At 36.2% G+C, this 21,513-nt stretch carries 21 protein-coding genes and 1 tRNA gene; 18 read left to right on the top strand and 4 right to left on the bottom strand.

Annotated features, from left to right (window positions below):
* Positions 1 to 36: 36 nt before the first annotated feature.
* Together J2X31_RS02255 and J2X31_RS02250 are read left to right on the top strand one after the other, a co-directional pair.
* On the top strand, positions 37 to 744 hold the full coding sequence (locus J2X31_RS02255) for a murein L,D-transpeptidase catalytic domain family protein (RefSeq protein WP_310024062.1): 708 nt from the start codon (positions 37 to 39) through the stop codon (positions 742 to 744).
* 346 nt (positions 745 to 1,090) lie between these two features.
* Positions 1,091 to 1,163 (top strand) — tRNA-Gly (locus J2X31_RS02250).
* 38 nt (positions 1,164 to 1,201) lie between these two features.
* Here J2X31_RS02250 and pepE read toward each other — a convergent pair.
* Positions 1,202 to 1,921, bottom strand: a complete 720-nt coding sequence (gene pepE / locus J2X31_RS02245) for a dipeptidase PepE (protein ID WP_310024061.1) — start codon at positions 1,919 to 1,921, stop codon at positions 1,202 to 1,204.
* A gap of 155 nt (positions 1,922 to 2,076) precedes the next feature.
* On the opposite strand from pepE, the gene J2X31_RS02240 reads away from it, so the two are divergent.
* The 9 genes from J2X31_RS02240 (at position 2,077) to J2X31_RS02200 (ending at position 9,643) form a co-directional block, all read left to right on the top strand.
* Positions 2,077 to 2,808, top strand: a complete 732-nt coding sequence (locus J2X31_RS02240; RefSeq protein WP_310024060.1) for a hypothetical protein — start codon at positions 2,077 to 2,079, stop codon at positions 2,806 to 2,808.
* The gene (locus tag J2X31_RS02235) at positions 2,798 to 3,556 is read left to right on the top strand and encodes a hypothetical protein (RefSeq protein ID WP_310024057.1); all 759 of its coding nucleotides are present in this window, start codon (positions 2,798 to 2,800) and stop codon (positions 3,554 to 3,556) included. The genes J2X31_RS02240 and J2X31_RS02235 overlap by 11 nt, the downstream gene beginning before the upstream one ends.
* Positions 3,543 to 4,253: a hypothetical protein gene (locus J2X31_RS02230; RefSeq protein WP_310024053.1), complete on the top strand. Its 711-nt coding sequence runs from the start codon at positions 3,543 to 3,545 to the stop codon at positions 4,251 to 4,253. The genes J2X31_RS02235 and J2X31_RS02230 overlap by 14 nt, the downstream gene beginning before the upstream one ends.
* Positions 4,243 to 4,995, top strand: coding sequence for a hypothetical protein (locus tag J2X31_RS02225; protein ID WP_310024051.1), 753 nt, complete (start codon positions 4,243 to 4,245; stop codon positions 4,993 to 4,995). The genes J2X31_RS02230 and J2X31_RS02225 overlap by 11 nt, the downstream gene beginning before the upstream one ends.
* Positions 4,985 to 5,785, top strand: a complete 801-nt coding sequence (locus J2X31_RS02220; RefSeq protein WP_310024050.1) for a BamP family beta-assembly machinery protein — start codon at positions 4,985 to 4,987, stop codon at positions 5,783 to 5,785. The genes J2X31_RS02225 and J2X31_RS02220 overlap by 11 nt, the downstream gene beginning before the upstream one ends.
* Positions 5,786 to 5,797: 12 nt before the next feature.
* On the top strand, positions 5,798 to 6,301 hold the full coding sequence (locus J2X31_RS02215) for a DUF6702 family protein (RefSeq protein ID WP_310024047.1): 504 nt from the start codon (positions 5,798 to 5,800) through the stop codon (positions 6,299 to 6,301).
* 62 nt (positions 6,302 to 6,363) lie between these two features.
* Positions 6,364 to 8,589 carry a M1 family metallopeptidase gene (locus J2X31_RS02210; protein WP_310024045.1) on the top strand — a complete coding sequence of 742 codons (2,226 nt, stop codon included), beginning with the start codon at positions 6,364 to 6,366 and terminating at the stop codon, positions 8,587 to 8,589.
* Positions 8,590 to 8,681: 92 nt separating this feature from the next.
* The gene (locus J2X31_RS02205) at positions 8,682 to 9,053 is read left to right on the top strand and encodes a Sec-independent protein translocase subunit TatA/TatB (protein WP_310024043.1); all 372 of its coding nucleotides are present in this window, start codon (positions 8,682 to 8,684) and stop codon (positions 9,051 to 9,053) included.
* Positions 9,053 to 9,643, top strand: coding sequence for a phosphatase PAP2 family protein (locus J2X31_RS02200; RefSeq protein ID WP_310024041.1), 591 nt, complete (start codon positions 9,053 to 9,055; stop codon positions 9,641 to 9,643). Before J2X31_RS02205 ends, J2X31_RS02200 begins: the two co-directional genes overlap by 1 nt.
* Positions 9,644 to 9,660: 17 nt before the next feature.
* Here J2X31_RS02200 and J2X31_RS02195 read toward each other — a convergent pair whose 3' ends face one another.
* On the bottom strand, positions 9,661 to 10,302 hold the full coding sequence (locus J2X31_RS02195) for an O-methyltransferase (RefSeq protein WP_310024040.1): 642 nt from the start codon (positions 10,300 to 10,302) through the stop codon (positions 9,661 to 9,663).
* A gap of 100 nt (positions 10,303 to 10,402) precedes the next feature.
* Between J2X31_RS02195 and J2X31_RS02190 the strand changes: the two genes are divergently transcribed.
* The 7 genes from J2X31_RS02190 to dnaG all read left to right on the top strand — a co-directional run bounded on the left by J2X31_RS02190 (position 10,403) and on the right by dnaG (position 19,939).
* Positions 10,403 to 12,667, top strand: coding sequence for a T9SS type A sorting domain-containing protein (locus J2X31_RS02190; RefSeq protein WP_310024038.1), 2,265 nt, complete (start codon positions 10,403 to 10,405; stop codon positions 12,665 to 12,667).
* A gap of 61 nt (positions 12,668 to 12,728) precedes the next feature.
* Positions 12,729 to 13,772 carry a dual-specificity RNA methyltransferase RlmN gene (gene rlmN, locus J2X31_RS02185; protein WP_310024035.1) on the top strand — a complete coding sequence of 348 codons (1,044 nt, stop codon included), beginning with the start codon at positions 12,729 to 12,731 and terminating at the stop codon, positions 13,770 to 13,772.
* A 317-nt stretch (positions 13,773 to 14,089) separates the two neighbouring features.
* Complete coding sequence (locus tag J2X31_RS02180) at positions 14,090 to 15,067, top strand: polyprenyl synthetase family protein (RefSeq protein WP_310024033.1); 978 nt, start codon at positions 14,090 to 14,092, stop codon at positions 15,065 to 15,067.
* Positions 15,068 to 15,283: 216 nt separating this feature from the next.
* A complete protein-coding gene (locus tag J2X31_RS02175) occupies positions 15,284 to 15,844 on the top strand; it encodes an RNA polymerase sigma factor (protein WP_310024031.1) in 561 nt (186 codons plus the stop codon).
* A complete protein-coding gene (locus J2X31_RS02170; RefSeq protein ID WP_310024030.1) occupies positions 15,831 to 16,568 on the top strand; it encodes a hypothetical protein in 738 nt (245 codons plus the stop codon). Before J2X31_RS02175 ends, J2X31_RS02170 begins: the two co-directional genes overlap by 14 nt.
* A gap of 30 nt (positions 16,569 to 16,598) precedes the next feature.
* Entirely contained in the window at positions 16,599 to 17,654 is a 1,056-nt protein-coding gene (locus tag J2X31_RS02165) for a hypothetical protein (RefSeq protein ID WP_310024029.1), read from the top strand.
* A gap of 302 nt (positions 17,655 to 17,956) precedes the next feature.
* Positions 17,957 to 19,939: a DNA primase gene (gene dnaG, locus J2X31_RS02160; protein WP_310024027.1), complete on the top strand. Its 1,983-nt coding sequence runs from the start codon at positions 17,957 to 17,959 to the stop codon at positions 19,937 to 19,939.
* On the opposite strand, the gene J2X31_RS02155 is transcribed toward dnaG, so the two are convergent.
* Together J2X31_RS02155 and nadE are read right to left on the bottom strand one after the other, a co-directional pair.
* Complete coding sequence (locus J2X31_RS02155) at positions 19,936 to 20,565, bottom strand: LuxR C-terminal-related transcriptional regulator (protein ID WP_310024025.1); 630 nt, start codon at positions 20,563 to 20,565, stop codon at positions 19,936 to 19,938. The genes dnaG and J2X31_RS02155 overlap by 4 nt on opposite strands.
* A gap of 96 nt (positions 20,566 to 20,661) precedes the next feature.
* Positions 20,662 to 21,459 (bottom strand): NAD(+) synthase, encoded by a 798-nt coding sequence (gene nadE, locus J2X31_RS02150; protein WP_310024023.1) that lies wholly within the window; start codon positions 21,457 to 21,459, stop codon positions 20,662 to 20,664.
* Positions 21,460 to 21,513 lie beyond the last annotated feature (54 nt).

The following is a 21,513-nucleotide window of genomic DNA, read 5'->3' as shown; positions in this document are numbered from 1 at the left end:
CCACCGTTAAAAAATTGTATAACCTAAACACATTCAATGATTTATAAAATAACCCCGATTTTATTATTTCTGTTTTCAACGTTTAGTTCAAACGAAATAAAACCTACAGAGCCAAAATTAACAGCAGCAACAACAAAAGTAAGTTTCGCTTCAAAAGCAGAATCATTATACAATAATTTAAATTCAAACAATCTTTCATTGCCTAAATTAGAAAGCTTTACCAAAGCTTTGGAAGGTTTTTATGATTTGAAGGAAAAAGGAAAAATTAAAAGAGACATCTTGACTTTAGTTGATTTCAGCCTTTCTTCAAATACCAAAAGGATGTGGATCATCGATTTGAGCACCAATACCGTTTTATATAATTCCTTGGTTGCACACGGAAGGAACACAGGTGATGAATTTGCAAAATCATTTTCAAATCAGCCGGAATCATATAAAAGCAGTTTAGGTTTTTATGCAACTGGTGAAGTTTATCAAGGAAAACACGGACTTTCATTAAAACTAGACGGACTTGAAAAAGGCGTGAACGACAAGGCAAGAGAAAGAGCCGTTGTGATTCACGGTGCCGATTATGTAGCAGAATCGTTCATCAAGCAAAACAAACGTTTGGGAAGAAGTCTTGGTTGTCCTGCAATTCCAGTTGGAATGACAAAGGAAATCATCAATACGATTAAAGATAAATCTTGTCTTTTTATCTATCATCCTTCTTCAAACAAAAAGGGTTCAATAGGACAGATTTCTTAATTCTACTTTTTAAAAGTTTAAAACGGCATTAATTCTTTATTGAATTAATGCCGTTTTTATTTTTTTAGATTAAAAATTCATCAACAAAATAAAAATGGAATCAATTTCTAATGGTTTTTAAAACTTTTGAAGGGGATTTTGGTTTAAAAAAAGACAGAGATTGGATTGCAACCGCATTCAGATTGATGTTTTTGAGTAGAAATATCGAATTTTTTTAAACCGATAACTTTTTAATTGTAAATGAATTATGTGTTTAAAGTAAATTTAAGAAGCAAAAAGTGATAATTTTTTTAAAAAAAAGCTTGCAGGTAAGAAAAAAGTTTGTGTATATTTGCACCGTTGATAAGCGGAAGTAGCTCAGTTGGTAGAGCTCCAGCCTTCCAAGCTGGTTGTCGCGAGTTCGAGCCTCGTCTTCCGCTCAAAAGCCTCTAACGAAAGTTAGAGGCTTTTTTTATGCTCAAACTTGAAGCGTTCCAAGGAAACTCAAATCGCTTCCGCTTTCCAATTCTTCTGGAATTTGATTTTGCTTGAAAAGTCGGGCTGTCAATGTTCCTTTTAAAACTATTTTATCACCTTTTACATCCAGCCAGCTTCCTTCCCTCAAACCTAGAACCGGAATGCTGTTGAACTGATGAAACTCTTTAATTCTTGTTTCACGCGTTTCGCCCATATGTGTTGAATTCGTATCTGGGTCTAAATAATGCGGATTCAAATTAAACGGAATCAATCCCAATGTTTGAAAACTTGGCGGATAAATGATGGGCATGTCATTTGTGGTTTGCATCGAAAGTCCCGTGATATTGCTTCCAGCACTTGTTCCCAAATACGGAATTCCATTTTTTACAGCATCAGCCAAAACCGTCATCACATTGAATTTATACAATTGCGAAACCAGCAAAAACGTATTTCCTCCACCCGTGAAAATTCCTTCTGCTTTGTTGATGGCTTCGACAGGATTTTCAAATTCGTGAAGTCCTTTTACATCCAGATTTATTTTGGCGAAAACCGATTTAACTTTTTCCGTATAATCGTCGTGCGAAATTCCGCCTGGACGGGCAAAAGGGATGAACAGAATTGATTTGCAATTTTGAAAATGAAGTTCTAATTCAGGTAGAATATACTCCAGATAATCGCCTCCGTGAAGGGTTGAAGTACTGGCTATGATAAGGTTTTTCATATAAGGAATTAAATTTTGGTTAAAGATAAAAATCTTGAATTTCATTTTGGAAGTAATTAACCCTTTTTTAATTAACATAACTTTACAAATGCATTAATAATTAATTTGGAAGGGTTTGGGATACTTTTACCAAAAACAATTACACCTTTCTGAAAATGAAAAGATTTCCGTTGAGTTTGATTTTCTTCCTAGCTGTTTCGCATACTATGTGTTCACAGGAAGTTGCGAGGAAAAATCTGAACGGGAAAGTTCTGGCCGATCTCTATAATCTTGAAGACATCGACGTAATAAATATTCAAACAGAGAAATTCAAAAGAACCCAAACGGGAGGTTATTTCTCTATTGATGCCAAGGAAGGCGATACTTTGATGTTTTCCGGAACCAATATAAAAGGTTTGAAAATATTGATTTGCGAAGAAGATTTGCAGAAGGATTTATTGTTTGTGAAACTCGAAACCGTTGCCAGGGAATTGAATGAAGTTGTCGTTGTGAATTATAATCACATCAATGCGGTTTCACTCGGAATTGTTTCTCCAAATCAAAAAAAATATACTCCAGCCGAAAGGAAATTAAAAACGGCCAGCAAAGGATTTTTATCGGTTGATCCGATACTAAATATGTTTTCGGGCAGAACGGCAGAATTGAAACGAAATGTCGAAACCGAAAAAAAAGAATCTTGGATAAAGCAAATCGAAGAACTATTTGAAGACGTGGTTTTGATTGATAAATTGAATTTGCCATCGGAATATATTAAAGGTTTTCAATATTTTTTAGTCGAAAACAAAAGATTTGTACAATTATTGGAAGGAAATAATGCAGTTGTACGTGATTTTGCCTTGGCAGAATTGGCGGTTAAATACAAAAAGTTGATTGCCTATGAAGAGTAATTCTACTTTCCAAATTTTTTTATTTTTCGTTTCCCAATTTGTTTTCTCGCAAAGCGAAAAGCTTCTTTATGGCAAAATTTCAGTAAAAGACGCCACGCCTCAAGGTGTTCATATTCTTAATTTGATGAACGAAAAAGAAACCGTTTCCGATAGTAAAGGTGCTTTTTTGATTGAAGCAAAACCTGATGATTTGTTGGTATTTTCGGCGAATCATTTGGATTATATGAGAAAAATTATCGAAACTTCGGATTACAATTCTCCTGTTTTGATAATTGAAATGACTTCCAAGATAAATGAACTCGATGAAGTAGAAGTTAGAAATTATTCTCATCTCAATGCGGAAAGTTTAGGTATTACTAATGGTGTTAAAACCTATACTCCAGCCGAACGAAAACTAAAAACAGCCGGTGATTTCAAACCCATACATTTGTTGAGTATTTTGGGTGGTAGTTTGCCTGTTGACCCAATCCTTAATGCCATAAACGGAAGAACAAAAAGGTTGAAGGAGGAAATCAAGATTGAGAAAAAAGAAAGGTATCTTTCCAAGCTGGAAGAGCTTTACAGTGGAACTTTTTACACAGAAAAATTAAAAATAAATGCTGATTATGTGGATGGTTTCAAATATTATCTAATTGATAATGATGAATTTATTGCTGTTTTGAATAGAAGCAATGAAGCACAAATCTCGTTTTTGATGAGCCAACTTTCTGTGGAATACAATAATTTAATTTCAAATGACAAGAACTAGCCTTTTATTTTTTTTGATTTTCATATCCCAATTCACTTTTTGTCAGGAGGAAAAAATTATCAATGGAAAAATCACGGTAAAAGATGCGAAAACGAGCGAAATACATGTCATTAATCTAACAAAAGACAAAGAAACCATAACAAATAGTCAAGGAGAATTCACTATATTAGTAAGTCAAGATGATCTACTGGTTTTTTCGGCCGGACATTTGGACTATATGCGAAAAATAGTGGAACAAAAGGAATACGATTCGGGAACTTTGAAAGTGGAAATGACTTCCAAAATCAATCAGCTTGAGGAAGTAGAAGTGAAGAATTATTCAGGTATAAATGCCGTAGCCTTGGGAATTTTGGAGAAACCTGCAAAATCCTATACTCCGGCAGAACGAAAACTCTATGGTGCTACAAGTTCTCCGCTTGATGCTTTGATCAACATTCTTTCGGGAAGGACAAAGATGCTTGAGAATGGTGTTGAAATTGAGAAAAAAGAGTTTTTGTTAGAGAAATTGGATGGTTTATACACAGATCAATTCTATTTGCAAGAGCTTGGTATCGAAAAGGAAAACATCAAGGGATTTCATTATTATCTCGTAGAAGACAGTAGATTTGGCGAAGCATTGGATGCAAAGAATAAAACGCTTGCTACTTTCTTAATTATAGAAATCGCTCAAAAATACAATCTGATCAATGAGAAATAATATTCTTTTAGTTTTTTTGATGCTCACACAATTCATGTTTTCTCAAGAAGAAAAGCTTATAAAGGGAAAAGTTGTCGTGAAAGATGCCATGGTGAAAGGCATTCGAGTGGTGAATCTTGTGAGCGAAAAAGAAGTATTGACGGACAATAAAGGCGAATTCAGTATTTGGGTAAAACCCGAAGATTTACTGGTTTTTTCGGCGAAGCATTTGGATCATATGCGTAAATTTATCGAGGAGGAAGATTATAATTCATCGCTTATAACCATCGAAATGACTTCTAAAATTACACAACTTGATGAAGTGGAAGTTCGTAATTATTCTAACATCAATGCCGTGAGTTTAGGAATACTTTCCAAACCGGCAAAAGTTTATACGCCAGCCGAAAGGCGATTGCAAACTGCCACAGGACTGTATCCAACGGCAAATGTAGGAACAATGATGGGAGGTTCCATCGGGCTTGATCCTTTATTAAATTGGATGTCTGGACGAACATCAATGCTCAAGAAAGAAGCAGAGGTAGAGAAAAAAGAATTCTTGCTTCATAAGCTCAAAAACTTATTTGAAGAAAGTTATTACACAGAGAAATTAAAAATTAAAAAAGAGGCCATCAAGGCTTTTCAATATTACATCATTTATGATGAACGTTTTATAAATGCACTCAATTCCAAAAACAAACTTTTGGCAACTTTCCTAATTGGCGGACTTGCTCAAGAATTTAAAAAAATTTCAAATGAAAAATAGTACCCTTACCATCGTTTTGCTCTTTATCTCGCAATTGTTTTTTGCACAGCAACTTCCGCGAGAAATTCTTCACGGACAAATTATTGCCGATTCAATCTCGGTTGAAGGGATTACCATAACCAATAAAACAACCAACCGATATTCCGTTTCGGACAATGAAGGAAATTTCAGCTTGTATGCTAGGGAAAAAGACACCTTGGTTTTTTCGAGTATGAATTATTCTTCAAAATCGGTTGTTTTGAATTCATCCGATTTAAAAATGAAGGTCTTAAAGATAAAATTGGAAAGCCATATAACGGAATTGGATGAGGTTGTGATTGACCCAAATTCGCTTACTGGAGATTTGGATAAGGACAGTAAGAATATAAAAGTGACGCAAATCGACCCAAAGATCAATATGAAGGATGCTCTTGCAACTCAATATGAAGCGGATGGAATAACGGCAGTTTATAACAAAGCGATGGAAGGACCTGGAGCGATTGCACCTTTGTTTCAACCCGATTTGATTAAAATTGTAAAGATGTTTGGTTTGTTTAAAGACAAAAAAGAGGATAAGAAAATAGCCTACACTTCTACGAAAATATTCCCGGAAGCCGTTCAGGAAAAATTGCCGGAAAGTTTTTTCTTGGATACATTGAAATTGAAGAAAGATCAAATCGGACTTTTCTTGGCCTATTGCGAAAATGATTCCAGAGCTCAAGGTTTGTTGTATGCCAATAAGGAATTTGAATTGGTAGATTTCTTGATTTCTAAAAAACCGGAATACATCAAATCACTTGAAAAGAAATAGTATTTTTGACAGATGAAAAAGAAAGGTTTTCTATTGTTTTTAGCTGTTTTATTCGTGAGTTTGTCTTCTTTCGGACTGCATAAATTCTATGTTTCGATTTATCAGATTAATTATGTTCCGGAGAAGAAAATGCTTCAAATCACATCCAGAATCTTTATGGACGATTTGAATTTTGTTCTTGAAAAAAACTTCAAGAAAAGAGTCAATATCGGAGAACCTATCGAAAGCGAGGAAGATGTTTCGATGATGAAAAAATACATCAACGACAATTTCTCCATCAAAATCAATGGAAAGCAAAAACAGATTCATTTTCTAAGCAAGGAAATTGATAATAATGTAGTGGTTTGTTATTTCAACATAAAAGATATTTCAAAAATCAACTCGATTGAAATACAAAATAAAGTCCTTCTTGATTTGAATTCCGATCAGCAGAACATCATCCAAACCAATATCTACGGAAAAAAGAAAAGTCTTATGTTTGAAGGAGAAGATTATTCAGGTATCTTAAAATTTTAAAAATTCAAACAAAATAATTACTTTTAGCCTTTTGGTTTTTTAAAAGCCACAATTCATTCCCTATGAAAAAATACACCTTCCTATTGTTTTTATTGGTTGCTCAATTTTCAATTGCACAGCAAAAAGAAGCAAACACCCAGAAACCAGAAGCGAATACCGATAAATTCCGCCAGATGTATGATCTTTTGGCAACTCCAAATATGTATCGAACTGCTTCGGGAGCTCCGGGTCCAGAATATTATCAGCAACAAGCCGATTATAAGATGGACCTTGAGTTGGACGATAAAAAAGCACGGTTGGATGGTGTAGAAACCATTACGTATCACAACAACGCCAAGGAACAGCTCGATTATTTGTGGATTCAATTGGACCAGAATTCGCATAATCCAAAATCGGTAACCAAAAAGAGAAACAGCAATTCGGTTGATCCTGCAATCAGTGTCCAAGGATTTTCAAAAACCTATTTAGAAGAAAAATTTCAAGGAGGTTTCAATATTGAACATGTAAAAGATGCCAACGGAAAAGCCTTGGCTTATACCATAAACGAAACCATGATGCGGATTGATTTGCAAAAACCTTTGTTGCATGGCGAAAAGATTTCGTTTTCGATAAAATGGTGGTACAACATTAACAATTACATGGTGGAAGGTGGGCGTTCAGGTTATGAACGTTTTGAAGATGGCAATAATTTATATGTTTTGGCTCAATTCTATCCAAGAATGGCGGTTTATAATGATGTTCAAGGTTGGCAAAACATGCAGTTTTGGGGCAATGGCGAATTCGCCCTGACTTTCGGAAATTATGAAGTCAACATTACCGTTCCAGCCGATCATATTATGGAAGCGACAGGAGTTTTGCAAAATAGAAAAGAGGTTTTCACGGCAGAACAATTAAAAAGATATGTCCAAGCCGAAAAATCCTATGACAATCCTGTAATTATTGTAACCCAAGCCGAAGCAGAACAAGCTGAAAAATCATTTTCTGATAAAAAGAAAACCTGGAAATTCAAGGCCGAAAATGTTCGAGATTTCGGAATTTCAACCTCCCGCAAATTCATTTTTGATGCAATGGCAGTCAAGCTTGGCGAAAAGGATGTCATGGCAACTTCGGTTTATCCAAAAGAGGGAAACCCTTTGTGGGAACAATATTCTACAAGGGTTGTGGCTCATACGCTGAAAAGCTATTCAAAATATACGTTTGATTATCCCTATCCAAAAGCAGTTTCGGTAAATGCTAGAGACCAAGGGATGGAGTATCCGATGATTTGCTGGAATTTTGGTCGACCAGAAAAAGACGGAACTATTCCGGAAAGCACCAAATACGGAATGATTGGTGTAATCATTCACGAAGTGGGACATAATTATTTTCCGATGATTGTCAATTCCGACGAACGCCAATGGACTTGGATGGACGAAGGGTTGAATACTTTCCTTCAGTATCTTGCAGAACAAGAATTTCAAGCAGATTTTCCTGTAAGGAGAGGTCCAGCAAAATTGATTGTTCCTTATATGAGTGGCGATCAATCGGATTTGGAACCCATTATGACCAACTCCGAAAGTATCCGTCAATTTGGTAATAATGCTTATGCAAAACCTGCAACCGGACTCAATATTTTAAGGGAAGTTGTGATGGGGAAAGAATTGTTTGATTTTGCTTTTAAAACCTATGCCAACCGATGGAAATTCAAACATCCGACACCGGAAGATTTTTTCAGGACGATGGAAGACGCTTCGGCAGTTGATTTGGATTGGTTTTGGAGAGGATGGTTTTATACCACTTGGGTGAACGATATCGGAATCAAAGAAGTGAAAAGCTTTGTAGTAACCGATAAGGCTCCAGCCGGAATAAAAGTAGAACAACCTTCCCGAAGAAACAGATTCAACCGTGAAGGAACGATGGTTTATATGGTGGAAGATAGTAATGTCGGGAAAACAAAAGCATTAAAAGTAGAAGACATCAAACCATTGGAAGAATATCTAAAATCAAATTTTTCTGAAGAAGAAAGAAGCAAATTAAAAACACCAAAGTATTTCTATCAGGTTGCTTTCGAAAAACCAGGCGAATTGGTAATGCCTTTATTAGTTGAACTTACGTTCGAGGACGGAACTACCGAAAATCATTCTTTTCCAGCACAAATCTGGCGAATGAACGACAAGGAAGTAAGTCGGGTTTTTGCAACCGAAAAGAAGATTTCCAAAATCACCATAGATCCAAAATTATTGACGGCCGATATTGACACCACAAATAACACTTGGCCAAAACAAGAAATAAAATCGAAATTTGATTAATCGAAATTTGGTTTAAATAGGAAAATCTTAAGAGAATTGGCAAAGCCCAAAACCATTTTTTAGTTAACTTTGCAACCTCAAAAAGAAGTAAGATGTTTGGAATAGGCGGTTCAGAAATAATTTTCATAATATTGATTGTCGTGATGCTTTTTGGTGCCGATAAAGTGCCGGATATTGCAAGAACATTAGGCAAAGGAATGGCTCAATTGAAAAATGCAACCAACGACATCAAAAGCGAAATCCAAAGAAGTGCAGAAGACAACGGTTTCGATAAAAAAAGCTTAACTGGCGGATTTACAGAAGAAATTGATAATGTCAAGCAAGGTTTCAATAAAATGATTGGCGAAAATACTGCCGAAAACCCATTAAACATTAGCTCTGTTACTGGTGATATCGAATCTGAAATCAACAAAGCCAAGGAAAATATAGAAGACATGACGGGACCAATCAAAAGACAGCGATAATGTTGCAAAATTTAATAGAACTTGATCGGGAATTATTTGTCTATTTGAACGGTTTGGGTTCCGAAAATTGGGATGATTTTTTCGTATACATTACCAAACAACTCAATTGGTGGCCCTATTTTTTACTACTTATATTTTTATTACTCAAAAAAATAACCCCAAAACAGTTTCTATTATTGATTTTGGTTTTGGCGGTTTTCTTCCTTTTTACCGATCAGATGACCAATTTAATCAAAAACACCGTTCAGCGTTTCCGTCCGGTTAATGATCCGGATTTAAAAGATATGATTCGAATTGTCAAAGGGAGTAATAGTTGGAGTTTCTTTTCGGGTCATGCCTCTAATTCAAGTGGTTCGACCCTAATTTTGTTCTTGATTTTAAGGAAATACTACAAATATGCCTTCCTGATGTTCCTTTTTCCATTGCTTTTTGCCTATACCCGAATTTATTTAGGATTGCATTTTCCGGGAGATATTTTAGCGGGATATGCCTTCGGATTGATGAGCGGATTTGGTTTTTATAAGTTATTCTGCTATCTCAACACAAAATACAAATTGACCGATAAACAAAATAAGAACGCTTTCATCTAGAAGGTGTTTTTTGGTTTTTAAAGAACTCTACTAACCGTCAAACCATCTCTGATTGGTAATAAAACCGTTTCTACTCGGGGGTCTTCTTTTAATTTTTTATTATATTCCAGCAAGACATTTGTACTCAAATCCTTCGGGTTTGGCGTTTCTAAAACTTTACCGCTCCATAAGACATTATCAGATAAAATGATTCCTCCCTTATTCATTTTAGGCAAGATGATTTCGAAATACGTCAGATAATTTTCCTTGTCGGCATCCACAAAAACCAAATCATATTTTTTATCGAGATTTGGAATGATTTCAGTTGCATCTCCCAAATGCTGGAATATCTGACCTTTCCAATCGGATAAATCAAAATATTTTTTCTGGAAATCCATCAACTCTTCATTGATGTCGATGGTGTCAACGGTTCCGTTTTCTTTCATTCCTTCACAAAGGCATAAAGTTGCATAACCGGTATAAGTACCAATTTCCAAAATATTCAAAGGACGGATCAATTTTGAAAGCATGCTCAAAACACGACCCTGAAAATGACCGCTCAACATTCTCGGTAATAAAATCTTTTGATGAGTTTCTCGGTTTAAAGCCGACAAAAGTGCTGGTTCATTTTCGGAATGATGGGAAACGTAGTCTTCTAGTTCTTGGGATATGAAATGCATTGCTTGAATTTTTTGGTAAAGATAAAAAATGCGTCATTAAAATTTTAGTTCTCGACTTTTTTTGTTTTATTTACAAAATATATAATTAAATTGTTAAAAAATGAAATTGAAGATTTCCATTTTGTGTATATTGTTCTCTGTTTACGGAATAAATGCACAAGTTACAAATGAAGGTAAACCCGCAAGTTGGAGCCTAAGAAATACAACTAAATTAGCCCCAATAGTTCTTCCTGAAATTGATTTAGAGAAATTAAAAGCAGAAGATTTGGTAAACGATCAGCAAAAAGATATTCCTTGGCGTTTTGGGCAAGAAATCATTGTAGATTATAATCTAGGAAATTCAGGACAATGGACTACACTTGAAAACGGAGATAGAATTTGGAGAATCCGCTTCAAATCGAACGGTGCAAAAACGATGAATTTTATTTTCAGCGATTTTTATATGCCTGAAGGAGCTACGCTATATCTTTACAACAACACCAGAACAGATTTATTGGGAGCTTACGACGCTAAACAAAATAATGATGAAAGGGTTCTAGGAACATGGCTGGTAAGCGGAGAAGATATTTTCTTGGAATATTATGAACCACAAAGACAGCTCAACCAAGGAAAATTGGAAGTTTTCAAGGTAATTCACGGATATAGAACTTCAGATGAAAACTTAAAAGCAGTTGACGATGACTTGAATTCTGCAGGAAAATGCAATTACGACGTTGATTGCGTTATGGGAACTATCGATGCCTTGAAAAACGTCAACAAAAAATCCGTTGGATTAATGATAACAAGCGGGAATAGTTTTTGCACTGGAGCTTTAATAAACAATACCAGTAATGACGGAACTCCTTATTTTTTAACAGCTGATCATTGCTATTCTAATCCGGCTACTTGGTCGTTCAGGTTCAAGTGGATCAGCCCTAATCCGGTTTGTGCTCAAAATTTACCGAGTACCAACATGACAGGACATTTAACCATAAGTGGAGCAACTTTAAAAGCAAGTCGAGAACAATCCGATTTTTGTTTGGTTCAAATCAATTCGGCAATACCTTCAACTTGGGATGTAAAATGGGCAGGATGGGACCGAAGTACAACTGCACCACCATCTGTTTTCGGAATTCACCATCCATCTGGAGCAATCATGAAGGTGTGTCTTGATAATGGAGCGCCAACCTCCATGAACTCTGGTGGGAATGTTTGGAGAGTTAACGATTGGACACAAGGTGTCACAGAAGGAGGGTCCTCTGGTTCGCCACTATTCAACAATCAAGGTAGAATTATTGGTCAGTTATGGGGAGGTTCTGCTGCATGTAGCGGACTTTCGGACAATGGAGGTTATGATGATTACGGAAGATTCAATACATCTTGGAACACAGGAACAACTGCTGCAACACGATTGAGAGATTGGCTAGATCCAACCAATACAGGTGCCATGACAGCTGATGTATATCCAGCGAATGTGGTTTTCCCTATTAATGCTTCAGCATCAATAGTAGGATTAAACACTATTGTTTGCGGAAGTCAGATTAGTCCTTCTATTAAGATAACCAATAACGGATCAACCACTTTAACATCGGCTACAATTAAGTATAATTTGAATACGGGTGCTCAAACCACAATAAACTGGACAGGAAATTTACCGCAAGGACAAAGTATTGATGTAGCTGTAGGACAATTGAATATTGCCAGTGGCGAAAGCACTTTTAATGCAGTCATCGAAAATCCAAACAACACAACCGACGGTTTTCCAAATGATAATTCCGCATCAGTTGCATTTAGTGTTGCCACTTCATATGAAACGACTCAAGTAGTTTTCCAATTGAATACTGATAATTATGGCGATGAAGTATCTTGGAATATTACAAATGCAAATAGTGTGATAATTGCATCAGGAAACAATTATGCAAATAATATCACGTTCAACCAGACGATTGATTTGCCAGCTGATGGATGCTACACATTTTCAATTAACGATGAAGAAGGAGACGGAATCTGTTGCGGTTATGGAAATGGAAGTTATTCATTAAAAACACCAAACAATACCATCATTATCCAAGGAGGTAATTATGGAAGCGGAGAATCTATAACGTTTGGAGCTTTCGAAAACCTTTCAACAGATGATTTTGCTTCTGCAGATTTCATAAAAGTATATCCAAATCCATCAAAAGGAATCTTCAATTTAAAATTTGATGCTACTTTAGATTTTCAATATGAAGTATATAATCTATTAGGACAAACCATCAAAAAAGGAAGCTCAAATAGCAACCAGCATCAAATTGATTTGTCTGGAAATGCAGAAGGGGTTTACCTTTTGAAGTTAACCGATGTAACTTCTAATAAGACCAAGAATTTCAAACTTATAAAAGAATAACACAAAAAGGGAGCATTTTAGCTCCCTTTTTTATGCAAAACAATTTCAGTACTTTTGCACCATGCAAATCGAGAAAAAAGACATCAGAGCATTATCAAAAGACCAATTGCGCGAATTTTTTGTTTCCAATGGAGACAAAGCCTTTCGTGGCAACCAGGTCTATGAATGGCTTTGGAGCAAAGGAGCTCATCAATTTGATGACATGACCAATGTGGCAAAACCAACGCGTCAGATGCTCGAAGAACATTTTGTCATCAACCACATCAAGGTCGACCAAATGCAACGAAGCGAAGACGGAACCGTGAAAAACGCCGTTCGCCTTCATGATGGTCTTGTGGTAGAATCCGTTCTGATTCCAACAGCAACCCGAACAACAGCTTGTGTTTCAAGCCAAGTAGGTTGCAGTCTAGATTGCAATTTCTGTGCAACAGCACGATTAAAAAGAATGCGAAACCTCGGTCCGGACGAAATCTATGACCAAGTCGTAGCCATAGACCGTGAAAGCCGTTTGTACCACAATCATCCACTTTCCAACATCGTTTTTATGGGAATGGGAGAACCGTTGATGAACTACAACAACGTCCTCAAGGCTATCGAAATGATCACTTCACCAGAAGGTTTAGGAATGTCGCCAAAACGCATCATGGTTTCCACATCCGGAGTTCCGAAAATGATTAAAAAGTTGGCAGACGATGAAGTAAAATTCAAACTAGCAGTTTCTCTACATTCCGCAATCGACGAAATTAGGGCGAGAATAATGCCCTTTAGCAAGAATTTTCCTTTGGCGGATTTGCGTGAAGCATTAGAATATTGGTACCGAAAAACCAAAAGCAAGGTTTCCTACGAATACGTGGTTTGGAAAGGCATCAACGACAACAAGGAATCCATCGATGCACTCGTGAAATTCTGCAAATACGTTCCCTGCAAAGTCAACCTAATCGAATACAATCCAATAGATGATGGCGAATTCCAGCAAGCCTCCGAAGAATCCATAAATGCCTACATCAAGGCACTCGAAGCCACCGGAATCGTAGTAAAAGTACGTCGTAGTCGCGGAAAAGACATTGATGCCGCTTGTGGTCAATTGGCCAATAAAGAAGCATAGTTTTTTTTTGTGGGAGCAAATCTTAGGGTATTTATTCAATCCATGTTCCCGCTTTCCGTTCCCAATCTTTTCTTTTTTTAAAGAAAAAAAAGAAAAGGATTTCCACTTCAATCGGGGCTATGATAAAAACTTTAGGCATTCTTTAAACTTTCATTTCAAAACCGTTATCAATTCCGAAACCGCTATAAACTCCGTCAGAGTTTCAAACTCTGACGGAGTTTATAAAAAAATCCCTCAATCCTTCCATCCCCGAATCTTTAAATCCTTCAATCTTTTAATCTTTAAATTTTCAATCATTAGCCGTATATTTGCCATCGATGAAAATTACCGAGCAAATAAAACAACCCATTCAACAGGAAATGGAACTTTTCGAAAAGAAGTTTCAGGACTCCATGACTTCAAAAGTGGCTTTGCTCAACCGAATTACCTATTATATCGTCAACAGAAAAGGAAAACAAATGCGACCAATGTTCGTTTTTCTAACTGCCAAAATGGTTTCCGGCGGAACAGTAAACGAAAGAACCTATCGTGGTGCTTCGGTCATTGAACTCATTCACACCGCAACTCTAGTTCACGACGATGTGGTAGACGACAGTAATCGCCGAAGAGGATTTTTCTCCATCAATGCACTTTGGAAAAACAAGATTGCCGTTCTAGTTGGCGATTATCTGCTTTCCAAAGGATTACTACTTTCCATAGACAATGGCGATTTCGATTTATTGAAAATCATCTCCGTGGCCGTTCGCGAAATGAGTGAGGGTGAGTTACTTCAGATAGAAAAAGCACGCCGTCTGGACATCACCGAAGACATCTACTACGAAATCATCCGACAAAAAACCGCTACATTAATCGCAGCTTGTTGTGCTCTTGGTGCAAAATCGGTCATTGAAGATGAAGTTCAGGTAGAGAACATGCGAAAGTTCGGCGAACTAATTGGAATGGCTTTTCAAATCAAGGACGACTTATTTGATTATACAGACGAGGCCATCGGCAAACCAACAGGAATTGACATCAAGGAGCAAAAAATGACGTTGCCTCTGATTCACGTTCTCAACAACTGCACAAAAAAGGAAAAGGACTGGCTCATCAATTCCATTAAAAACCATAATAAGGATAAAAAAAGAGTGAAGGAAGTTATTGCATTTGTAAAAAACAACAACGGACTTTCTTATGCCGAAGATAAAATGGTAGAATTCCAACAGGAAGCATTATCTCTAATCGGAAATTATCCAGATTCTCCATACAAAGACGCTTTGACCTTGATGGTCAACTACGTTATCGAAAGAAAAAAATAAAAGGTAATTTGAAAATTTGTCAATTTGATTATTCTTAATGATAATCCATTGTAAATCTGTTATTTATGTTTAAATGCGTGGTTTTTTAATTTTTAATTCATAATTTTTAATTACTCCATGCAACCATTTTTCAACCATTGTCGTCTATACTAATAGAAATCAAATTTACTGGTTAGGTTTTGGAAAAATCCTAATTCGTAAATCCCAAATCAAAAAATGAAGGTAATTAACTTACATCAAGACGAAAAGGATTTGATCCGACTGGCTGCCGAAAATAATAGGCATGCTCAGCATCAGATTTATTCTAAATTTTCGCCTAAAATGTTAAGCGTTTGCCGTCAATATATAAAAGATGTTCATCAAGCAGAAGACATTATGATTACTGCTTTTATGAAAGTTTTTACCAACCTTAAGAATTTTGAAAGCAAAGGAAGTTTCGAAGGTTGGATCAGAAGAATCATGATAAATGAAAGTATTTCGTTCATCAGGGCACAAAAAAGGGTAAGCTTTCTGGAAGACGAATATTATAAGGAAGAAAGTTTCAACAACATCGAAAGTAATTTTTCGGTAGAAGATATTCAGTCGCTGATAGATAGTTTGCCGGATGGTTACAAGATGATTTTCAACCTTTATGCCATCGAAGGTTATAAGCACAAGGAAATTGCAGAGATGTTGAATATTAACGAAGGAACATCAAAATCACAGTTATCGCACGCCAGGAAAATGTTGCAGGAGCAGATTAACAAATTAAAAAATTATGAAAATGGAACCGAATAACAATATAGAAAACCAGTTTAGAGAAAAACTAAACAATAGGGAAATCAAGCCTTCTGAAAATGCCTGGGATCGTTTGGATGCGATGCTGACAGTTGCTGACTCGAACAATACTGTAGAGGAAAAGAAAAAAACAAAAAGAAGTTTTGGCTGGATGTCCCGAAGCTTCGGGATTGCGGCAAGCTTTCTAGTATTTATAATGATTGCAACATTTTTCCTAAGTCAGACTGAAGAATTAATTGATGTTGAAAAATCACCAATTGTGAACGAGACAATCGCTATACCTTCTCAAGAGGAAGTGATCAAAACGGAAAATATCACTCCGAGAGAAAAAGAATCAACTATTGCAACTACTGAAAATAAATCGAACAATACTAAAAAATCAATCATCAATCAAAATTTAATTAACCAAAATCAAACAGTTGTAAATCCTCAAAACGAAGTTGCCGTTCATCATCAACCGACAACCGACAACCGACAACTGACAACTGAAAATTCCCAACTTAAATCTGACTACGCCAATGTTGACGAACTTTTGGCAGCGGTTAAGAAAAACAAGACCGACAAGCTTTTCCAAGACAAAGCAACTGTTAGAGTAAATTCAAACGATTTGCTTTCGCAAGTGGATGGCGAATTGGAGCTTTCCTTCAGGCAAAAAGTAATTAAATCCGTGAGCAAAAACTACCAGGAAGTAAAAGTTGCTTTGAGTACCAGAAACCAAGAATAAATCATCAATCATTTTAAAACAAAATCAACCATGAGAAATTTAACCATTTACTTAGCAGTAACGGCATGTCTTTTAGCAACCAAAATGGTAGCACAAGATACTTTTGACGAAAGAGTTCGCGACATCGCTCAAAAAATTGAACTGGTAACAAAAGAAGAAAAAGCGTTGCTTAAAAAAGAAGTTGACCAGGTTAACAAAGAAGTTGAAGAAGGAAAACTAACCTATAAAGAAGGCGATGCAAAGAAATTGCAACTTGCCGAAATCAGATCGAACAATATCGAAACCAAAGTAGCTCAATATGAATTAGAATTAAAAGATATCGTACAGAAAAAAGTGGACGGAAAGATTAAAGATCCTGACACGCTTAAAAGATTTCATTTTGTTTGGCGTAGCAGCAGCTGGAAAAAAGATGCAAGAAAAAGAGATTCTATACAGCACATAACATCTGAAAGCAGAACGACCTCGCAATTTGTCTTTGCGGCAGGTATCAATAATTTAGTAACAGATGGAGCTGTGGCCAATTCAGATTTCAGATATATGGGTTCGCATTTTTATGAGTGGGGAACCGCTTGGAACACACGTTTGGCAAAAAACAACAACCTTTTGCACTTGAAGTACGGAATTTCGGTGATGTACAACAACCTTCGTGCTACTGATAATCGATTGTTTGTGGATAATGGAAATACAACGGATTTAGAAACTTCGCCTGTAAACATGGAAGATTCCCGTTTCAGAAATGTAAATCTTGTGGTTCCAGTTCATTTGGAATTCGATTTTACGCCAAAGAGAGAACACGACGGAAAGCAAATCTTCAAGACGCATAAAACTTTCCGTTTTGGAATTGGTGGTTATGCAGGGGTTAATGTGAAATCAAAACAAATCATCAAGTACGAACTTGACGGATACAAAAGTAGGGAAGTGACAAAAGGAAACTTCAACGTGAATGATTTTGTGTATGGTGTGAGTGCCTATTTTGGCTACAGCGAAACGAGTCTCTACATCAAATACGACCTGAATCCGATGTTCAAAGACAATGCCATCGACCAGAATAACATTTCCTTGGGAATTCGTTTCGATTTGAATTAAAGTTTGGTTAGTTACTAGTTTATAATGCAAAGTGCTTCTTTCGGGAGGCACTTTTTTTATTTGAAGCAAATGGTTAGGGCATTTTCAGAAACCATTTTCCCGCTTTCCGTTTCAATCTTTTTTCAATAGCCTTGGGTTAAAACCCAAGGCCATTGAAAAAAGGATTTTCTCTCCAATCGGGGCTAAATAATAAATGTAAATCGCTCTTAAAAACTACCCAATCGTATTAAAAAAACTTTTCCACAACCAAACTCAAAACATCATAACCTTTGTATCTTTGCAACCTTGCAACTTTTCCATAAATGATTTCCAAAAATACCATAGATACTGTTTTCGAAACCGCCCGAGTAGAGGAGGTTATCGGCGATTTTGTTCAGCTTAAAAGAGCCGGAAGCAACTTTAAAGGATTGAGTCCGTTCTCGAACGAGCGTTCTCCGTCGTTTATGGTATCGCCTGTCAAGCAGATCTGGAAGGATTTTAGCTCTGGAAAAGGAGGGAATTCCATCGCCTTTTTGATGGAGCACGAACATTTTACCTATCCGGAAGCCATTCGCTATTTAGCAAAGAAATACAACATCGAAATTGAAGAAACCGAACAGACCGAAGCCGAAAAAGCCAATGTTGACTTAAAGGAAAGCATGTTTCTGGTTTCGGAATTTGCACAAAAATATTTTCACGACACGCTTTTGCATTCGGATGAAGGCAAGGCCATCGGGCTTTCGTACTTCAAGGAAAGAGGATTTTCTAACGAAACCATCAAGAAATTCGGTTTGGGATATTCGCCTGAATCTTGGGATGCATTTTCAAAAGAAGCTTTAGGAAAAGGCTATAAATTAGAATTCCTTGAAAGTACAGGTTTGACGATTGTAAAAGACGATCAAAAATTATTGGATCGTTTTCGTGCACGTGTGATGTTCCCAATACAAAGTATGTCCGGGAGAACATTGGGTTTTGGTGGTAGGATCTTGACGAATGATAAAAAAGCGGCAAAATACCTCAATTCACCCGAAAGCGATATCTATCATAAGAGTAAAGTTTTATACGGAATTTATCAGGCCAAGCAAGCCATTGCCAAGCAAAATAATTGTTTTTTGGTCGAAGGTTATACCGATGTTATCCAATTCAATCAAGCCGGAATTGAGAATGTTGTGGCTTCTTCGGGAACCGCTTTAACTCCGGATCAAATTCGTTTAATCAATAGATTGACCAAAAACATTACGGTTCTTTTTGATGGAGATGCTGCCGGGCTTCGGGCTTCCATCCGAGGAATCGATTTGATTTTGGAGGAAGGAATGAATGTGAAGGTCTGCACTTTTCCAGATGGAGATGACCCGGATAGTTTTGCACGAAAAACTTCCTATGAAGATTTGATTGCTTATTTGGACACTAATGCAAAAGATTTCATACAATTCAAGGCCTCGCTTTTGATGGATGATGCCAAGAATGATCCGGTAAAGAAAGCCGATTTGATTCGGGAAATAGTAGTCAGTATTTCTAAAATTCCAGATCGAATTCAAAGAGAGATTTATATTCAGGAATGTTCCCGAATCATGGATATTTCTGAACAAGTTTTGGTGAGTACATTGGCACAACTCGTTCAAAAAGACATTGCTGAAACTGGAAAGAAATTCAAGCAAGAACAGAAGGCGTTTGAAGTAGTTAAGAATGAAGATCCAACTTATACACCAGAAAAGATTGACATTCTTTATGGTTTAGAACGAAAAATAATCGAGATTTTGTTGCTTTACGGAAACGTTGAGGATGAATTTGAAGACGTTTTGATGAAAGCAAATGAAGAAGGCGAGATTGAAACCGTTACTGAAAAGAAAAATTATAAAGTCTATCAGAGAATTTATTTGAGCCTACAAGAAGATGAGGTAGAGCTTGCCAATCCTTTATTTAGGGATATTTATAATGACCTTATTAATTATTTTCATCAAGCAGAAAATTTTAATATGGAACATTATCTGATGCAACTGAACCAGGATTTTGCCCAAGAAGTAACCGATATTTTAATGGAAGATGAAAAAGTGACGCTCCATAATTGGGAAGCTCAGAACATCATCGTAAAACAAAAAAACCAATCGATAAGTCAGTATGTTTCTGAAACAATACTGACTTTACGATGGTTTTTAGTGGATAAAATAATCGAAGAATTGAAAGGAGAAATATCCCCAGAACCGAATGCTGACAATTCTGAAACCCTTTCAACCGCTATGGATTATTATAAATTAATTAATTCTTTTTCGTCTAAATTAGGAAGAGTAATGTCTCGCTACCATTAAACGATATCCAAAGTTTTGGCTTTGTTTACCAAATCTACAAGATTGGTTACGTTCAGTTTGTTAAGCAATCGAAGCTTGTAAGTACTGATTGTTTTTTCGTTTAATCCAAGGATTTGAGATATTTCGTGGTTCTTTTTTCCGCCACTCAAATACCTTAGAACCTCAAGTTCCCTTGTAGATAATTTTCTGTAGAGTCTTTCGCTTTTGTGAAGTTTAGCTGCCATAGCAATGTTTCTTTTCACTGTTTCGCTGAAAACAACTTCGCCTTTAGAGGCTTTGATTATTGCAGATTCTAAAGTTTCAAGACTTTCTGATTTATGTATGAATCCTGCAACTCCAGTTTTCAGGAGATTAGGAGCATACATTGTTTCTGAAAGATTTGTATAAATGACAACCTTGGTGCTAGGAAAATCCTTAACCATTGTTTTTACCACATTTACACTTTTTAAACCTTCAAATTCTAAATCAAGAACCAGAACATCAACATCTTTGTTTTTCAAAGTATCCAATACTTCTGAAAAATCGTGGCTTTCGCCAGAAATGTTAATTTCTGAATGATTTTTAAAATAAGACTTAATTCCAAATCGAACCACCGGCTGATTATCTGCTATAATTACTTTGGTCATAATAATAAATTTAAGAAACGTTAATCAATTCGGGCACGTAAAGTTAAATAAAAAAAATATATATTGTTATAATAATGTTAAAAAAATGTCGTTTTATTACTTGGGAATTTCACAAACAGGAATAGGATTCATCTTATGTTGATTTAGTGTATTTAATTTCTTATATATTTCAAATACAATTTTTTCTCTACCAGAAAAATCCGTTGCTGTTTTCCCTTCCTCATCAGCCAACATAGCCCACTCCAATTCATCATAACTCGCTCCAAGTTGGTCTTCATCCGTTCGGTCGTCGCCAAACAAACCATCGGTTGGAGCTGCATTCAAAATGGATTCTGGAATTTCAAGATATTTGCCCAAAGCATACACATCGCTCTTCATTAAATCGGCAATCGGACTCAAATCAACACCTCCATCGCCATATTTTGTAAAGAAACCTACACCAAAATCTTCGACTTTGTTACCTGTTCCCGCAACCAAAAGACCTTGGATTCCTGCAAAATAATATAACGTTGTCATTCGTAAACGTGCCCTCGTATTGGCGAGCGATAGGTTTAGTTTTGCCAAGTCATCCGTTTCATCAACTGAACTTTTAAAAGTTTCAAAAGTTGAAGTCAAATCCGCGATTGCATTGCTGACATTTGCAAATCGATTTTTCAATTTTTCAATATGTTCTCTTCCACGGCTCACTTGTTTGGGATCCTGATGAATTGGCATTTCAACGCACAAAACCTTTAAGCCGGTTTGAGCACAAAGTGTTGAAGTAACCGCTGAATCCACACCACCTGAAATTCCTACAACAAAACCGTTTACTTTTGCGTTAAGAGCATACGTTTTCAACCAATTTACAATATGTTCGTTAATTTTTTCAGCATCAATTGTATTCTTTTTTTGCATAATATTTTGATATGTAAAAAAACAGCGGTGTATATTTGCACTGTATTTCCAAGT

It is taken from the genome of Flavobacterium arsenatis (assembly GCF_031456785.1).
Classification (GTDB): domain Bacteria; phylum Bacteroidota; class Bacteroidia; order Flavobacteriales; family Flavobacteriaceae; genus Flavobacterium; species Flavobacterium arsenatis.
Note: the sequence above shows the minus strand (reverse complement) of the source record. Positions and strands in the feature narration are given on the sequence as shown.

Coding starts and splice junctions, on each gene's coding strand:
- J2X31_RS02195 (WP_310024040.1), bottom strand. CDS start 10,302: ATGCATTTCATATCCCAAGAACTAGAAGACTACGTTTCCCATCATTCC.
- J2X31_RS02205 (WP_310024043.1), top strand. CDS start 8,682: ATGTTTGGAATAGGCGGTTCAGAAATAATTTTCATAATATTGATTGTC.
- J2X31_RS02215 (WP_310024047.1), top strand. CDS start 5,798: ATGAAAAAGAAAGGTTTTCTATTGTTTTTAGCTGTTTTATTCGTGAGT.
- J2X31_RS02200 (WP_310024041.1), top strand. CDS start 9,053: ATGTTGCAAAATTTAATAGAACTTGATCGGGAATTATTTGTCTATTTG.
- rlmN (WP_310024035.1), top strand. CDS start 12,729: ATGCAAATCGAGAAAAAAGACATCAGAGCATTATCAAAAGACCAATTG.
- J2X31_RS02225 (WP_310024051.1), top strand. CDS start 4,243: ATGAGAAATAATATTCTTTTAGTTTTTTTGATGCTCACACAATTCATG.
- J2X31_RS02155 (WP_310024025.1), bottom strand. CDS start 20,565: ATGACCAAAGTAATTATAGCAGATAATCAGCCGGTGGTTCGATTTGGA.
- J2X31_RS02175 (WP_310024031.1), top strand. CDS start 15,284: ATGAAGGTAATTAACTTACATCAAGACGAAAAGGATTTGATCCGACTG.
- dnaG (WP_310024027.1), top strand. CDS start 17,957: ATGATTTCCAAAAATACCATAGATACTGTTTTCGAAACCGCCCGAGTA.
- J2X31_RS02230 (WP_310024053.1), top strand. CDS start 3,543: ATGACAAGAACTAGCCTTTTATTTTTTTTGATTTTCATATCCCAATTC.
- pepE (WP_310024061.1), bottom strand. CDS start 1,921: ATGAAAAACCTTATCATAGCCAGTACTTCAACCCTTCACGGAGGCGAT.
- J2X31_RS02170 (WP_310024030.1), top strand. CDS start 15,831: ATGGAACCGAATAACAATATAGAAAACCAGTTTAGAGAAAAACTAAAC.
- nadE (WP_310024023.1), bottom strand. CDS start 21,459: ATGCAAAAAAAGAATACAATTGATGCTGAAAAAATTAACGAACATATT.
- J2X31_RS02210 (WP_310024045.1), top strand. CDS start 6,364: ATGAAAAAATACACCTTCCTATTGTTTTTATTGGTTGCTCAATTTTCA.
- J2X31_RS02190 (WP_310024038.1), top strand. CDS start 10,403: ATGAAATTGAAGATTTCCATTTTGTGTATATTGTTCTCTGTTTACGGA.
- J2X31_RS02240 (WP_310024060.1), top strand. CDS start 2,077: ATGAAAAGATTTCCGTTGAGTTTGATTTTCTTCCTAGCTGTTTCGCAT.
- J2X31_RS02180 (WP_310024033.1), top strand. CDS start 14,090: ATGAAAATTACCGAGCAAATAAAACAACCCATTCAACAGGAAATGGAA.
- J2X31_RS02165 (WP_310024029.1), top strand. CDS start 16,599: ATGAGAAATTTAACCATTTACTTAGCAGTAACGGCATGTCTTTTAGCA.
- J2X31_RS02255 (WP_310024062.1), top strand. CDS start 37: ATGATTTATAAAATAACCCCGATTTTATTATTTCTGTTTTCAACGTTT.
- J2X31_RS02235 (WP_310024057.1), top strand. CDS start 2,798: ATGAAGAGTAATTCTACTTTCCAAATTTTTTTATTTTTCGTTTCCCAA.
- J2X31_RS02220 (WP_310024050.1), top strand. CDS start 4,985: ATGAAAAATAGTACCCTTACCATCGTTTTGCTCTTTATCTCGCAATTG.